Annotated in this window: 14 protein-coding genes; 12 read left to right on the top strand and 2 right to left on the bottom strand. The window is 55.8% G+C overall.

The window, feature by feature from the left end; translation table 11 throughout:
- The first annotated feature begins 2 nt into the window (after window positions 1–2).
- From ribA to AB1F12_RS01210, 6 genes are all read left to right on the top strand, one after another.
- A complete protein-coding gene (ribA, locus tag AB1F12_RS01235; protein ID WP_368185981.1) occupies window positions 3–1085 on the top strand; it encodes a GTP cyclohydrolase II in 1083 nt (360 codons plus the stop codon).
- Complete coding sequence (locus tag AB1F12_RS01230) at window positions 1082–1576, top strand: L,D-transpeptidase (RefSeq protein WP_368185980.1); 495 nt, start codon at window positions 1082–1084, stop codon at window positions 1574–1576. Before ribA ends, AB1F12_RS01230 begins: the two co-directional genes overlap by 4 nt.
- A gap of 105 nt (window positions 1577–1681) precedes the next feature.
- Window positions 1682–3178 (top strand): FAD-binding oxidoreductase, encoded by a 1497-nt coding sequence (locus AB1F12_RS01225; RefSeq protein ID WP_368185978.1) that lies wholly within the window; start codon window positions 1682–1684, stop codon window positions 3176–3178.
- Complete coding sequence (locus AB1F12_RS01220; RefSeq protein ID WP_368185977.1) at window positions 3175–3582, top strand: hypothetical protein; 408 nt, start codon at window positions 3175–3177, stop codon at window positions 3580–3582. Before AB1F12_RS01225 ends, AB1F12_RS01220 begins: the two co-directional genes overlap by 4 nt.
- Before the next feature lie 32 nt (window positions 3583–3614).
- Window positions 3615–4622 (top strand): hypothetical protein, encoded by a 1008-nt coding sequence (locus AB1F12_RS01215; RefSeq protein WP_368185976.1) that lies wholly within the window; start codon window positions 3615–3617, stop codon window positions 4620–4622.
- Window positions 4612–4896 (top strand): hypothetical protein, encoded by a 285-nt coding sequence (locus AB1F12_RS01210; protein WP_368185974.1) that lies wholly within the window; start codon window positions 4612–4614, stop codon window positions 4894–4896. The genes AB1F12_RS01215 and AB1F12_RS01210 overlap by 11 nt, the downstream gene beginning before the upstream one ends.
- A 25-nt stretch (window positions 4897–4921) precedes the next feature.
- Here AB1F12_RS01210 and AB1F12_RS01205 read toward each other — a convergent pair whose 3' ends face one another.
- On the bottom strand, window positions 4922–5572 hold the full coding sequence (locus AB1F12_RS01205) for a YggS family pyridoxal phosphate-dependent enzyme (RefSeq protein WP_368185973.1): 651 nt from the start codon (window positions 5570–5572) through the stop codon (window positions 4922–4924).
- Window positions 5573–5807: 235 nt separating this feature from the next.
- Between AB1F12_RS01205 and AB1F12_RS01200 the strand changes: the two genes are divergently transcribed.
- The 6 genes from AB1F12_RS01200 to AB1F12_RS01175 all read left to right on the top strand — a co-directional run bounded on the left by AB1F12_RS01200 (window position 5808) and on the right by AB1F12_RS01175 (window position 13148).
- Window positions 5808–6908: a porin gene (locus tag AB1F12_RS01200; RefSeq protein WP_368185970.1), complete on the top strand. Its 1101-nt coding sequence runs from the start codon at window positions 5808–5810 to the stop codon at window positions 6906–6908.
- A 175-nt stretch (window positions 6909–7083) separates the two neighbouring features.
- A complete protein-coding gene (locus AB1F12_RS01195) occupies window positions 7084–7554 on the top strand; it encodes a DUF3576 domain-containing protein (protein ID WP_368185969.1) in 471 nt (156 codons plus the stop codon).
- 89 nt (window positions 7555–7643) lie between these two features.
- A complete protein-coding gene (gene leuS, locus AB1F12_RS01190) occupies window positions 7644–10199 on the top strand; it encodes a leucine--tRNA ligase (RefSeq protein WP_368185967.1) in 2556 nt (851 codons plus the stop codon).
- On the top strand, window positions 10186–10689 hold the full coding sequence (locus tag AB1F12_RS01185) for a hypothetical protein (RefSeq protein ID WP_368185966.1): 504 nt from the start codon (window positions 10186–10188) through the stop codon (window positions 10687–10689). The genes leuS and AB1F12_RS01185 overlap by 14 nt, the downstream gene beginning before the upstream one ends.
- On the top strand, window positions 10686–11708 hold the full coding sequence (holA, locus tag AB1F12_RS01180; RefSeq protein WP_368185964.1) for a DNA polymerase III subunit delta: 1023 nt from the start codon (window positions 10686–10688) through the stop codon (window positions 11706–11708). The genes AB1F12_RS01185 and holA overlap by 4 nt, the downstream gene beginning before the upstream one ends.
- A gap of 9 nt (window positions 11709–11717) precedes the next feature.
- A complete protein-coding gene (locus AB1F12_RS01175; RefSeq protein ID WP_368185962.1) occupies window positions 11718–13148 on the top strand; it encodes an aspartate aminotransferase family protein in 1431 nt (476 codons plus the stop codon).
- On the opposite strand, the gene AB1F12_RS01170 is transcribed toward AB1F12_RS01175, so the two are convergent.
- Window positions 13137–14291, bottom strand: a complete 1155-nt coding sequence (locus tag AB1F12_RS01170) for a TIGR03862 family flavoprotein (protein WP_368188206.1) — start codon at window positions 14289–14291, stop codon at window positions 13137–13139. The genes AB1F12_RS01175 and AB1F12_RS01170 overlap by 12 nt on opposite strands.
- Window positions 14292–14298 lie beyond the last annotated feature (7 nt).

Below are 14298 nucleotides of genomic sequence, written 5' to 3'. Positions count from 1 at the left end.
ACATGAGTTTTTCACCAGATATCACCGAACGTTTGGCCCGCGCACGGGCGGATTTGCGCATGGGCGTGCCTGTTGTGGTTGAACAAAACGGGTGTGGCGCGGTGGCGATGGCCGCCGAAACGGTCAATGCCGCACGTCTGAAACAAATGATGGAATTGGGGGATGTGGCCCTGACAATCACATCACGCCGTGCCGAAACCCTAAAGGCGCGCGCCTATGACGGTGATATTTCGCGCATTGCCCTGCCCGCTGATGCGGATGTGGCGTGGGTTCAAGGCATTGCCGATCCGGCCGATGATCTGCGCGTCCCCATGAAAGGCCCGTTTCAATGTCTGCGACAGGGTCCCGCTGATCTGCACCGCGCGGCGATTACTCTGTGCAAATCCGCGCATTTATTGCCAGCTGTTGTTGTTGGGTTGCTCGACAACCCGACAGCGTTTGCGCTGCAACATAATTTGACCCGCCTGCCTGCGGATGCGGCCAATGATACGGCCACCAGCCCGCATAATCTGGTTGTGAATGCGCGGCTGCCCTTGGATGTATCCCAAGCTGGTCGATTGCATATTTTCCGGCCCGAAGACGGTGCCGAGGAACATTACGCCGTCGAAATCGGCCGTCCGGATCGCAGAAAACCTGTGCTGTCGCGGCTGCATTCGGCCTGTTTTACTGGCGATGTTCTGGGCAGCCTGAAATGTGATTGTGGGCCGCAACTGCGCGGGGCGTTGGGGCAAATGGGGGCCGAAGGCGAAGGCGTGTTGCTTTACCTGAACCAAGAGGGGCGTGGCATTGGGCTGGCCAATAAAATGCGGGCCTATTCGTTGCAGGATCAGGGGTTCGATACGGTTGAGGCCAACCACCGGCTGGGATTCGAAGACGACGAACGCGATTTCCGGATTGGCGCGCATATCCTACGCAAGCTGGGGTTTTCGTCCGTGCGGCTGTTGACCAACAACCCAAACAAAGTCGCGCGGATGCAGGAAAATGGCATCGACGTCGCTGAACGTGTGGCGTTGAAAGTGGGCAAAAACCCGTTCAACCAAAACTATCTGGCCACCAAAGCCGCAAAATCCGGACATTTGCTATGAGCCCTTACGATATGGTCGTCACGCCGCGCGGTCTGCGATTTATGGGCCAGCATTACCCCTGCACCATTGGGCGCGGCGGCATCACGGACACCAAGACCGAAGGCGACATGGCGACGCCACGTGGCACCCATTATATTGTGGGCATGATGTATCGCCCCGATCGCATTATACCCCCCAATGATTGGGCTACCCCGATCCTACCGGGCGATCTGTGGTCCGATGATCCTAAATTACCGGATTACAATCACATGGTCCGCGCACCCTATGCGGGCAGCGCCGAAAACCTGCGCATGGCGGAACCGCTCTATGATTTGATGTTTGTGACTGACTGGAATTATCCCGACGCAACACCCAATGCCGGGTCTGCCATTTTTATGCACCAATGGCGCCGACCCGGTTTTCCCACCGCTGGCTGTGTCGCTCTGCGACGTGACCACCTGTTTGCCGTTGCCACACAGATCAAACCCGGAACCGCATTGTTGGTGCGCTAAACGGCCCGCAATTAGACAGCGCCGCAAGGGTCTGGAAATCCTGACTGTTGTCTTTCCCGTCAGCTTCTATATTGTGAACATTGTTCATGAAGTGAGGTTGTCACATTGGCAGGACGAAAAAAACTGACCCGTAGGGCCGCACTTTTGGGGGGCGGCGCGGTTGTGGGTGGATTGCTGACCAAGTCATTTTCCGCATCCAACCCAACACTTGATGGGACACAGTCCATTGCCCCGAATGGCGCCGCTGGCACGTTGAACGATGCCAGTGAACTGAGCGAAACACCGATATTTCGGCACATCATCATAAAGGATGATCCCGGCGAACAGCTGGTCGCATCCATCCGCGCCGAATTAAACGATGCCCGCGCCAATAATCGCCCGGTGAATGCGGGGGCCGCGCGTCATTCTATGGGGGGCCAAGCCATCCCCCGAAATGGCCATGCCATTACATTTGACAATGGGCTGGTTGAAACGGACACAGACAATCGAATGATGCGGGTGCATGCGGGTGCACGCTGGAGTGATGTGATCGCTGCAACGGACCCAATTGGGCTTGGGCCGCGGGTCATGCAGTCAAACAACGATTTTGGTGTCGCGGCCACGTTTTGCGTCAACGCACATGGTTGGCCCGTAAAAGAAGGCCCAATGGGCAGCACCGTGCGATCCTTTGAAATGATCCTGCCTGATGGCAGCGCGGCGACATGTTCGCGCCGTGAAAATGCCGATCTGTTTGACATGACCATGGGCGGCTATGGCCTGACGGGGATCATCACACAGATGGATGTGGATCTTGCCGTGAACCAACGTCTGGAACCATCATTCGAAGAAATGCCCGCCGAAGCGTTTGGCGACCGGTTTATTGCCGCTCTTGCCGATAATACTGTGACGATGGCTTATGGGCGGCTGAATGTGCAACGCGCGAATTTCATGTCTGACGCCCTGCTCATTACCTATCGTCCCAGTGAGGATCAAAACGCCCTGCCCGCCGCAGCCGGGTCTGGCGCCATTGCCAAAATCGCAAGCCGTGTTTATCGCGCCCAGCTGGGCAATGAGAGAATGAAACGATTGCGCTGGTGGTTTGAGGCCGACCTTGCAACGCGGTTGGCGAACGGGCCTGCCACGCGCAACAGTTTGATCAACGAACCGGTTGTCACGCTTGATGATCGCAATCCAAACCGCACGGATATTCTGCACGAGTATTTTGTTCCACCCGAACGATTTGCGGATTTTGTCGCGCTATGCCGGGCGATTATCCCCAGTTCTTACCAAGAGTTCCTGAACGTGACATTGCGTTTTGTGGATCGTGACCCGCACAGTTGGCTGGGCTACGCCCCCACCCCGCGCATCGCAGCGGTAATGTCATTTAGTCAGGAACTAACCGCCCGCGCCGAGGCAGACATGCAGCGCATGACCCAAGCCTTGATCGACGCTGTACTGTCAATCGATGGGACGTATTACCTGCCATACCGTCCCCATGCGCGGCCAGATCAATTGGTGAAAGCCTATCCAAGGGCCGGTGAATTTGCGGCTGCAAAACGGGTATTGGACCCTGATCTAATACTGCGGAATAATCTATGGGACAGCTACTTGGGGGCCTTATGACTTTGATCCAAAAATTTGCGCTTGGGTATTTCGTCGTTCTACTCGGGGCTGCGGGACTAAATTATGTACCGGGGATCACCGATGATGCGGGATTGGCATTCGGGATTTTTGCGCTCGATCTGTTTGATGATCTGCTGCATTTGGTATCTGCTATTTGGGCACTGGCCGCCGCGTTTTTAGGGGCCCGATCCAGCAAAATCTTCTTGGTTATCTTTGGTGCGCTCTACCTTGGTGATGGGGTGTTTGGGTTTTTCACCGGCTGGGGGTATCTGGATTTCGGCATCTTCACCAATCCGTCGGACGGTTTGTCCTTTACGCTGTTCAGGGTTCTGGCGAACTTGCCACATATCTTACTTGGGGGTGTTGCATTGGTTGCTGGGCTTCGCTTTGGTCGCCACCTATGATGCGCCTGTTAAAACGAACCCTTGGGTTGCTTTTGCTGCTATCATTAGGGCTGGCCGCGCCGGTGGGATATGTCGAACTGGCCTGTCGTCCGGGTGATGGCGCCGATGATTATGTGGCGTTGGTGTCATCGGACCAGCACCGTCCAGAAGGTCGCACATTGTTAACATACCCCGAATGGCACATCGTTCACGCCTACGATGATTATGCCAAAGTGATCAGCACAGGTGATCCACATGAATATGCATATCTGTCTTCGATTGGGGGATTCTGGGCCTCACTTTGCAGCCTGTCACAGGCATCTGGGCCCCATGGTGGATTTCCCGCAGAATTCAAATCAACCGTTTACACAATCGGGGTCAGTTTTACCGCAGAGCTGTTGGCAAAGGCCCTATACGAAGAGACGATCGGTCGTATCGCCGTCTTGATCCGCGGCGACACGCGTGCGCCATTGGATGACCTGACCGCACAGAAAGCCGCGCAATATGCGCAGTTCTTGCGGCAGGTGCCGTGGTATCAATGGGATTTTGCACAGGATGCGGCCGACATTTCTGATCACGCATCTGGATCATTTCGCGATGTCGAAAGACGTCTGGCCATTGGTCTGGAATACAAAGCAAAGTCTGGCTATGCGGGCGTCATCGCCGCCGCCGTCGCGAATATGGAACCCGATGCCCTGCAGTTGCGGATAATTGTCACCGACCTGACCGCCGCGGAATTGGCGACATATGACGGTGTGACTGTCATCGCAACGCATGCAGACGGGATCGAAATCGAAACGCCCCGCTATCGCGCCCTGACGCATCTGTTGATGCAATGGGCCAAGGCGGGCGGCAACTTTGTTGAGATTGCCGGGAATGATGACATTCTCTTTACGGTGACCTCTCAGGTGCCACATCTGGAACAGGCGCTCTATAGTTTTGAACGTCAGGGATATAATGACACCCGCCATCTGATCCTGCTACCCGTGTCCGAATTGGCCCAAGCGTTGCGCCAGAGTGAGGAACAGGGGCTGACCTTGGAACATATCCATGACTATTAAGACATGGGTTACATCCGTCACCTTTGTCTTAGTCGGGTGGATTACCCTGCAACTTGGGGTGATGTATTTTTCAGATGCGGCACCGGGTGCGATGGTTTTATTTCCCGACCACGACTTTATCTCACGCTTGCCAGCCCAAACAGCCATTGTAGATATGGGTGGGTTTTGGATCACCTTGGCCTCTGATGAACCAAACCTCGGTAAAAACCTTTACTCGGCGGGCGCCTTGATCGTGTTACCCGCCGGATTGCCCGGTTGCGTGCCCCTTGGATAAGGGGCGGTCGGCCAATTGTTGCGACTTAACCCTGACGTTCGCCGAATATCGCTGACCCTACCCGCACATGGGTTGCGCCGAACCGAATGGCTTTTTCGTAGTCTCCGCTCATTCCCATGGACAAACCGGTCAAACCGTTGCGTTCCGCCATTTTCGCCAGCAATGCGAAATGCAGCGCGGATTCCTCATAAACGGGGGGGATACACATCAAACCACAGATCGGCAGGTCCAATTCACGACATTGTGCGACAAACGCATCCGTGTCGGCGGGTAGGATACCGGCCTTTTGCGGCTCTTCTCCGGTGTTGACCTGTATAAAGAGGTCAGGACAGGATCCCATTTCCTGCGCCAACCGCGCGATGGTCGTCGCCAGTTTGGGCCGATCAACAGAATGGATCGCCTGCGCCAGTTCCATGGCTTGGCGGGCTTTGTTGGTTTGCAGCGGTCCAATCAGATGCAGAACCACATTTTCATAGCGCTCACGAAAGGCCGGCCATTTGCCTGCCGCCTCTTGAACGCGATTCTCACCAAAGACCCGCTGCCCTTTTGATAGAATCGCTTCGACACGGTCCAGCGGCTGCACCTTTGATACCGCAATCAGTTCCACCTGATCGCCGGTCCGGCCTGAAACCTGCAATTGCGCATCAATATTCGCGCGCACCTCGGACAATGACATGGGCAGCCTCCTGATCTTGCTGACTCTTTCAACGTATTAAAGGCCAAACACCTCAATTACCCCCCTATATAAGGAATGGGCGGGGTTTGGCCTGTGTGGCACCAATGCATCATTTTACGCTACAGGGGAACCACCTGACCCCAATTTGCTTGAGTGTGCAGGCAGATGGGCGCAAAGACATCATCAATGCTGGTTCAACTAGCATTCTCTGGAATGCAAACACGAGGGAAAATCCATGAAAAGCATCCTTCTCGCCTCAGCCTCCATCGTCGCCTTTGCTGGCGCCGCTGCAGCTGAAGTATCTTTCGGTGGCGACGCTGAAATCGGTTATAACGACGAAGTAGAAAACGGTTTCTACTGGTCCGTTGGCCTGTCCGTCTCCGCTGACCAAACTCTGGACAACGGCCTGACAGTTGGCTTCACACTGGACGTAGACATCGCAAACGATGACGCGTTTGGTCTGGGTGACGGCGATGACGACATCGCTCTGTCCGACTACGTTTTGTCTGTAACTTCCGACAATGCTGGCCTGTACTTCGGTGATACCGATGCAGCTGCTCAAGCTCACTGGTCCGGCGTTACAAACATGGAAACAGACGGTTTCGCTGAAACTGACGACGGTCTGGACGAAGAAGCTACTCTGCGCGGCGAAGCCACATTCGGTTCCGTAACTGCAGCTGCTTCTTACTTCATCATCGACGCCAATGGCGGCACTGACGAAGACGATCTGGTTGGCCTGCAGGTTGCTGCTGTTGCTGACATGGGTCAGTACAACTTCATCTTGGCTTACCAAGAAGAAGCACTGTCCGCTGACACAGGTCTGTCCGCAGACATCGACCAAATCATCGGTCTGGCAGCGTCTTCCACATTCGGTTCCGCTGACGTAACTTTCGCTTACACTTCTAACTCCACAGACGACACATCGTCCGTAGGTGTTGAAGTTGCGTACCCATTCGGTCCAGTAACTGCGACTGTCTTCTACGTTTCTGAAGATGGCGCTGCTGAAGACTATAACGCTGGTGTTGAAGTTGGTTACTCCGACGGCCCAGTAGCTGTAGACTTCTGGTACCACACAGGTAACGACGAAGAAATCGGCCTGGAAGGTTCTTACGACGTAGGTAACGGCGTAATGGTCTATGCTGGTTACATCCAGAACGACGGCGACTCCGACGCAACTGAGCTGTATGTCGCTGGTACATACGACCTGGGCGGCGGCGCAGAGCTGTTGGTTTCTTACGGTGAAGAAGGCGACACATACGCCGGCGACGCTGACGAAATCGGTTCCGGTTACGAAGTTAACCAAGGCACAACTGTTGCAGTATCCTTCGACTTCTAATTCGAAGAATATTCTATAGTTTGAACGGCTCCTTCGGGGGCCGTTCTGCTTTTTGGGGGTGCAATTTATTGCCCCAGATCGCCCAGCACACCAATGCCCTTGTCCCGGCAATGTTCAACGGCTACACAGGCTTGCAAACATTTCATCGCGCATTCCATCGTAGGACGACGAATTGATGTCACTGGCGAAAGTCTCAAAAGGCGCGATTGCGCTGATTTCTCTTACTGCATTATCCGCTTGTGGCGGCTCTGGCAGTCTTAGCTCTTTTGGTGGATCGCTGGGGTCTGCCTCTGCATCCCGTTCCGACGAAGGCGCGACCCGGCAAATTGCCCGCACGCGCGGGTCCGAAAATGTCGCGGTGAACCGCTATCTGTGGGCTGCGTCGCTGGATGTTTTGAACTTCTTGCCGATCCAATCCGTTGACCCGTTTACCGGCGTCATCGCAACGGGTTATGGCACACCTCCCGGCGGTGGACGCGCCTATCGCGCAACGATCTTTATCTCTGATCCGGCGCTGGACGCGCGATCATTGAACGTGGCCTTGGCCACCCGATCCGGTCCTGTTTCCGCAGAAACCCAACGCGCCGTAGAAGACGCGATCCTATCGCGTGCCCGCCAGTTACGGCAGGCCGATAGCGCATTGTAAATCACGCCCGTTTGACCAGATATTCCACGCCGGGCACATTGCCCGGCGTTTGCAATTCCCCAGCGCTTTCATTTCCAAGGACCGCACACATGGCCCCCTACACACCTTCCGACATCGAAGCCCGCTGGCAAGCCGCCTGGGACAAGGCAGAAACGTTCAAGGCAACCCGCAGCGGTGACAAACCCAAATATTACGTGCTGGAAATGTTCCCTTATCCGTCCGGGCGCATTCATATCGGCCATGTGCGCAACTACACGATGGGCGATGTGATCGCGCGCTACAAATTGGCGACCGGCCATAACGTGTTGCACCCAATGGGGTTTGACGCTTTTGGCATGCCCGCCGAAAACGCCGCGATGGCGTCTGGTGGCCACCCCAAAACATGGACCTACGACAATATCGACACCATGGTTGCACAGATGAAACCTCTGGGCTTTGGCTTGGATTGGTCGCGCATGTTTGCCACTTGTGATCCGGAATATTACGGCCAGCAGCAGGCCTTGTTTCTAGATTTTCTGGAAAAAGGTCTGGTCTATCGTAAAAACGCCGTGGTGAACTGGGACCCAATCGATATGACGGTTCTGGCCAACGAACAGGTCATCGACGGCAAAGGCTGGCGATCCGGCGCCGAAGTTGAACGCCGCGCTCTGACCCAGTGGTTCTTTAAAATCTCGGACTATTCCGAAGAATTGCTGTCCGCCATCGACGGGCTGGATGACTGGCCCGCCAAGGTGAAACTGATGCAGGCCAACTGGATCGGCAAATCCCGCGGGTTGCAGTTCAGCTTTACCCGCGTTGATGGCGGTGAAATCGAAGTTTACACCACCCGCCCCGACACCCTGATGGGCGCATCTTTTGTGGGTCTGTCCCCCGATCACCCCATCACCAAAGAGTTGGAGCAAACCAACCCCGAGCTGGCTGCAGCCGTTGCTGAAATGCGCAAAGGCGGCACCACTGCCGAGGCATTGGAAAAGGCCGACAAGCTGGGTTTTGACACGGGCATTCGCGTCAAACATCCGCTGATCGAAGGTCAGGAATTGCCCGTCTGGGTCGCCAATTTCATCATGATGGATTACGGGACCGGCGCGATCTTTGGCTGCCCTGCGCATGATCAGCGCGACTTTGAATATGCGACCAAATACGGCCTGCCGATCATCCCGGTGTTTGAAGCCCCCGAAGGCAACGCCGATTTAACCGAGGCTTATGTGCCAACAAAGGCAGAAAAAGTCCGCTATATCAAAGGCTTTGCAGGGGATGAGCTGCAAACTGGCGAAGACGGCGTAAACGCGGCCGTAGATGCCTGCACCGCCAAAGGCATCGGCGAAGGCGTGACCAAATACCGTCTGCGTGATTGGGGTCTGTCGCGGCAACGCTATTGGGGTTGCCCCATTCCTGTTGTGCATTGCGACACTTGCGGCGTGGTTCCTGAGAAAAAGGAAAACCTGCCAATCGAATTGCCTGACGACGTCTCGTTTGACATTCCCGGCAATCCGCTGGACCGGCACCCAACGTGGCGGGATTGCGCCTGCCCATCCTGTGGTGCACCCGCGAAACGCGAAACCGATACCATGGACACCTTTGTCGACAGTTCGTGGTATTTCGCACGGTTCACATCCCCTGATGCCGCGACCCCAACCGATCTGGACGATGCCGCCTATTGGATGAACGTCGATCAGTATATTGGCGGGATCGAACACGCGATCTTGCACCTGCTGTATTCGCGGTTCTTTGCCCGTGCGATGAACATCACCGGCCGTTTGCCCGATAGCGCCAAGGAACCGTTTAACGCTTTGTTTACACAGGGCATGGTGACCCACGCGATCTATGAAAACGCGACCCGCAAGAACGAAAACGGCCGTCCGATCTATCACTATCCAGAAGAGGTCGAAGACCGCAACGGCACCGTGGTCGTCAAAGAAACCGGCGAAGCGGTTAAGGTGATCCCATCGGCCAAGATGTCGAAATCCAAAAACAACGTGGTCGATCCAGTTGAAATCATTAAACAATACGGCGCTGACACCGCCCGTTGGTTTGTCCTGTCCGACAGCCCGCCCGAACGGGATGTGGAATGGACCGCCTCCGGGGCTGAGGCCGCGTTTAAACACCTAAACCGGGTGCATCGGATCGCCAGTGAAATCGTCGACACTGACAGTGCTGGCGATGCCAAAGCCAATGAGGAATTGAACCGCGCCGCCCACAAAGCCATCTTTGAGGTCACTCAAGGCGTTGATAGTTTTGGATTTAATTCATCCATCGCCAAATTGTACGGCTTCACCAATGTATTGGCAAAATCCAAAGCAGGCACCGCCGCCAAACGCGACGCGATGGCCATTTTGGCACAATTGATGTCGCCCATGACGCCGCATTTATCCGAAGAAATCTGGTCTCTGCTGGGGCGCGACGGGTTGATAGCCAACGCCCCCTGGCCCGTGGCCGACGAATCCTTGCTGGTCGAAGACAACGTCACCATGCCTATTCAGATTAATGGAAAACGCAGATCAGAAATCGTAATTCCCAAGGATATGCCGAAGGAAGAGGTTGAAAAAATCGCGCTGGCGAACAAGGCTGTGGTACAGGCGCTGGACGGTGGCCAGCCCAAGAAACTCATCGTTGTACCGGGTCGGATTGTGAATGTCGTCATCTGATAAAACGTTAAAAATCACACGTCGCGGGGCCGTTCTGGGCCTTGTGACGATGTTGGCGGGGTGCGGATTCGCGCCCGTTTATGGCCCTGATGGTTCGGCAAATACGCTGCGCAATTCCGTTCAGGTGGTTGCGCCAGCGGACCGATTTGGTTTTCATTTTTCAGGTCAAATCGCTGCACGACTTGGCCCTGAACAGGTCGCGCGATACCGGCTAGAGGTCGAACTGAGCCAACGCGAAAGTGCGCTTGGCATCACCGACACAAGGGAAAACACACGTTTCTCCATCGAAGGCGTGGCCAAGTTCACCCTCATTGCGTCCGACACAGCGCAGATCGTCACCCAAGGCACCGTGCGCACGTTCACCAGCTATTCCGCCACGTCGACACCTGTTGCAAACACGGCTGCCAAACGTGACGCCGAGGATCGACTGGCTACATCGCTGGCGGATTTGACGATCAGTCAATTGTTGATTGCGGTCCCTGCCTCATGAAGTTGAGTACCCGCGAAGCATCGGGATACTTTCGCAAACCAAACCCGGATTCCGCCGGTTTGTTGATCTTTGGCTCCGACCCAATGCGCGTGGCTGATGGTCGAACACGCGTGATTTCTGCGCTGATTGGCCCCCAAGGCGAAGAAGAAATGCGCCTGACCCGCATTCCCGCCGCTGATCTGCGCAAAGACCTTGCCATGTTAAACGACGCCATCAAGGCACAGGGTTTTTTCCCCGGACCGCGCGTGGCCTTTGTCGAAGATGCAACCGACACGTTGGCCCCAACCATCATTGCGGGCCTGACTGATTGGGTTCCGGGTGATGCCCAGATCATTGTCACGGCTGGGCAATTGACCGCCAAATCCAAGCTGCGAAAAGCGTTTGAAGGTCATAAACAGGCCTTTGCTGTTGGGCTCTATGACGAACCGCCCAGCCGTGAGGATATCGAAGAGGCTCTTCGATTGGCTGGGCTTAAAAACATCGACCGCGAAAGCATGGAAGCGCTGACAAACCTGTCTCGCGACTTGCAACCGGGTGATTTTCGCCAAACTGTCGATAAAATCGGGCTGTTCAAATATCAGGACGACACGCCCCTAACAGTCGAAGATGTCGCCGCCTGCGCGCCACAATCCTCTGAGGCGGATTTGGATGATGTGCTGCACATCGTCGCCGAGGCCCGCACCAGCGACATCGCCCCCATATTGCGCAAATTATACGCCCAAGGGGTCAATCCGGTTGGGCTGTGTATTGGGGCGACCCGCCATTTTCGCAGGCTTCATGTTGCGGCCAGCGATCCCGGTGGGGCCGCCCAAGGTGTGGGGCGTTTGCGCCCGCCCGTTTTTGGTCCGCGTCGCGATAAAATCGTGCGCCAAGCCAGTCATTGGGGACGCAACCGACTGGAAAAAGCGCTGACATTACTGACAGATACGGATCTTCAATTGCGGTCCGCGGCTTTGACACCACAACAGGCGCTGGTAGAACGCGCCCTCATTCGGCTATCGATGATGGCCCGCCGCTAAGGGGCGATTATGACCAATTCCAAACTTGATCCAGAAAACTGGGATGATTTTCGCGCGCAGGCCCACCGCCTGCTGGATACCTGTCTGAAACGATTGGAAAACGCTGCCGATTTCCCGTGGGTGCCGGTCCCCGAAGATATCAAGCAAAGCTACGAAATTTCAGGGAGTGAAACCAAAGCCGAAGCGCTGGTTGAACGCCTGACACATGACGTTTTGCCCTATCATACCGGCAACACCCATCCACAGTTTTTCGGCTGGGTCCACGGGACCGGGCTTGCCTCTGGGTTGTTGTCCGAAATGGTTGCGGCGACGATGAATTCGAATTGCGGCGGTCGTGATCATGGCGCGACTTATATGGAACGTGCCGTGATCGACTGGACCCGCAAAGTGATGGGTTTGCCCGACACAACCAGCGGTGTCCTGGTCACTGGCACGTCCCAAGCGACAGTCATCGCCCTGTCCGCCGCCCGCCTGAAAACGCTGGGGGCAGCATCGCGGAAATCCGGAAATGACGGTGCAAAGCTGGTCGCTTATGCCGGCGCGGGGGTCCACACCGCCACCAAAAATGCGATCGAATTGTTGGGTTTTGGCAGCGACGCCCTGCGCTTGGTTCCCGACGATGGACCTGACGGGATGGACCTGTCTGCATTGCAGGATTTGATCGCGCAGGACCGCAAATCCGGGCTGACCCCATTTGCGATCATCGGCACGGCAGGTTCTGTGGATCGTGGGCATTTTGACGATTTGAATGGGCTGGCCGACATTGCCCAAACCCTAGGTGTTTGGCTGCATGTTGATGGGGCATTTGGGGCATGGACCCGGTTGGCTGACGATCCTTGGCATGGGCTGACAGACGGGATTGGCCGTGTTGATTCAATGGCTTGCGATTTTCATAAATGGATGTCCGTCCCTTATGATTGCGGGCTGGTTCTGATCCGACAAGAGGCTGACCACCGCGCTGCCTTTGCGGCCCGCCCATCCTATCTGGCGGCCCAACAAGACGGGTTGGGGGCGGGGGATCCGTGGTTTTGTGACTACGGGATCGACCTGTCGCGCGGCAATCGCGCGCTCAAGGTTTGGACCGCACTGGAGCTATATGGACAAGATCGATTTGGGCAAGCGATCAGTGAAAATTGTCGGTTGGCCGGATTTATGGGCGACTTGGTCACCGCCCATGCTGACATGGCCTTGATGGCGCCGGTTTTGTCCAATGTCTGCATTTTTACCGCAAATGCGTCGCTGGATAAGGCCACCCAAAGCGATCTGAACACCCTGATTGCGCAGCGGCTTCAGATCGAAGGAAAGACCGTGTTTTCAACAACAAACGCAGATGGAATCGTGTGTTTACGCGCGGCAATCGTAAATCATCGCACCCAAAATGCCGACGTTCAGAACGCGATCAGCAATGTCCATAAAATAGCACAGACGCTATCCGTTTAACGCAAAATCCGCGGCCTGACGCCCCGCCATGCGCCCCGTGGCAAGGCAACCGTTGATCAAATATCCCCCCGTCGGTGCATCCCAGTTCAGCATTTCGCCCGCCAGAAAAACGCCGGGCTGGTCGCGGATCATGAACCCGTCCAGTAGATCAAACCGAAACCCACCCGCCGTTGAAATCGCATGATCCAACGGGGCAAATCCCGCATGTTGCAGCGGCAATGCCTTAATCAACGGGGCAAGGTTTGCCGGGAATGGCCGGCCAAATTCGTTCAGCAGCGCAATCTGCGCAGGGGTCAGTTTCAAACACCGCCGCAAATGATTGGCCAGCGACGTTTTGCCCTGAGGGCGGGCCAATTTCTGTTGCACGTCTTTGACGCTCAGATCCGGACATAAATCCAACACCAAATCATGCCCTGCCCGCACAGCACGCGTCATCATATAAATCCCGCCGCCTTCTAGGCCGGATTTTGAAATGACAAATTCGCCGCGGGTTGTTTCGCCCCCGGCTGACAGGCTGCACCCTTTGATCGGTTGACCAAAATGCCGCTGCATGTGGTCGCTCCAACGCAGGTTAAGCCCAACGTTTGACGGCAAAAACGGCTGCACATTGTCGCGCGGAAAATGTTGAACCCACACCCCATTTGACCCTAACCGCGCCCAGCTGCCACCGCCCAGCGCCAGAACAACGCCGTCGCAGGTGACGGTTTGCGGACCCTCAGCTGTGTCAAAAACCAATGCCCCCGCATCCCAGCCCTGCCAAACCCAGCGGGTGTGAAACGTCACCCCTAAATTCACCAATTGCGCCATCCAGCTTCGCAACAATGGCGAGCCCTTCATGGATTTGGGAAAGACGCGTTTGGTGGACCCGGTAAAGACCTCTTGGCCCAGATCCGTGGCCCAGCGCATCACCGCCTCGGGGTCAAATTCACGCAACGCGGTTTGCAACACATCAGGGCATTTGCCATAGGCACAAAGGAACCGATCCATCGGTTCATTTTTGGTCAGGTTCAGGCCAGATTTCCCCGCCATCAGGAATTTGCGCCCCACCGATGGCATGGCGTCCATGACCCGCACAGCGCAGCCCGCCTTTGCCATTTCGTGGGCAGCCATCAACCCCGCAGGACCGGCGCCAATCACCACCATGTTGGGA

This window comes from Aestuariibius sp. HNIBRBA575 (genome assembly GCF_040932005.1).
Classification (GTDB): domain Bacteria; phylum Pseudomonadota; class Alphaproteobacteria; order Rhodobacterales; family Rhodobacteraceae; genus CANLNM01.
Note: the sequence above shows the minus strand (reverse complement) of the source record. Positions and strands in the feature narration are given on the sequence as shown.

Bases quoted from the DNA above. Each gene is read 5' to 3' on its own strand.
- AB1F12_RS01210 (WP_368185974.1), top strand. From the start codon at position 4,612: ATGACTATTAAGACATGGGTTACATCCGTCACCTTTGTCTTAGTCGGG.
- holA (WP_368185964.1), top strand. From the start codon at position 10,686: ATGAAGTTGAGTACCCGCGAAGCATCGGGATACTTTCGCAAACCAAAC.
- AB1F12_RS01220 (WP_368185977.1), top strand. From the start codon at position 3,175: ATGACTTTGATCCAAAAATTTGCGCTTGGGTATTTCGTCGTTCTACTC.
- leuS (WP_368185967.1), top strand. From the start codon at position 7,644: ATGGCCCCCTACACACCTTCCGACATCGAAGCCCGCTGGCAAGCCGCC.
- AB1F12_RS01230 (WP_368185980.1), top strand. From the start codon at position 1,082: ATGAGCCCTTACGATATGGTCGTCACGCCGCGCGGTCTGCGATTTATG.
- AB1F12_RS01205 (WP_368185973.1), bottom strand. From the start codon at position 5,572: ATGTCATTGTCCGAGGTGCGCGCGAATATTGATGCGCAATTGCAGGTT.
- AB1F12_RS01200 (WP_368185970.1), top strand. From the start codon at position 5,808: ATGAAAAGCATCCTTCTCGCCTCAGCCTCCATCGTCGCCTTTGCTGGC.
- ribA (WP_368185981.1), top strand. From the start codon at position 3: ATGAGTTTTTCACCAGATATCACCGAACGTTTGGCCCGCGCACGGGCG.
- AB1F12_RS01195 (WP_368185969.1), top strand. From the start codon at position 7,084: ATGTCACTGGCGAAAGTCTCAAAAGGCGCGATTGCGCTGATTTCTCTT.
- AB1F12_RS01185 (WP_368185966.1), top strand. From the start codon at position 10,186: ATGTCGTCATCTGATAAAACGTTAAAAATCACACGTCGCGGGGCCGTT.
- AB1F12_RS01175 (WP_368185962.1), top strand. From the start codon at position 11,718: ATGACCAATTCCAAACTTGATCCAGAAAACTGGGATGATTTTCGCGCG.
- AB1F12_RS01170 (WP_368188206.1), bottom strand. From the start codon at position 14,291: ATGGTGGTGATTGGCGCCGGTCCTGCGGGGTTGATGGCTGCCCACGAA.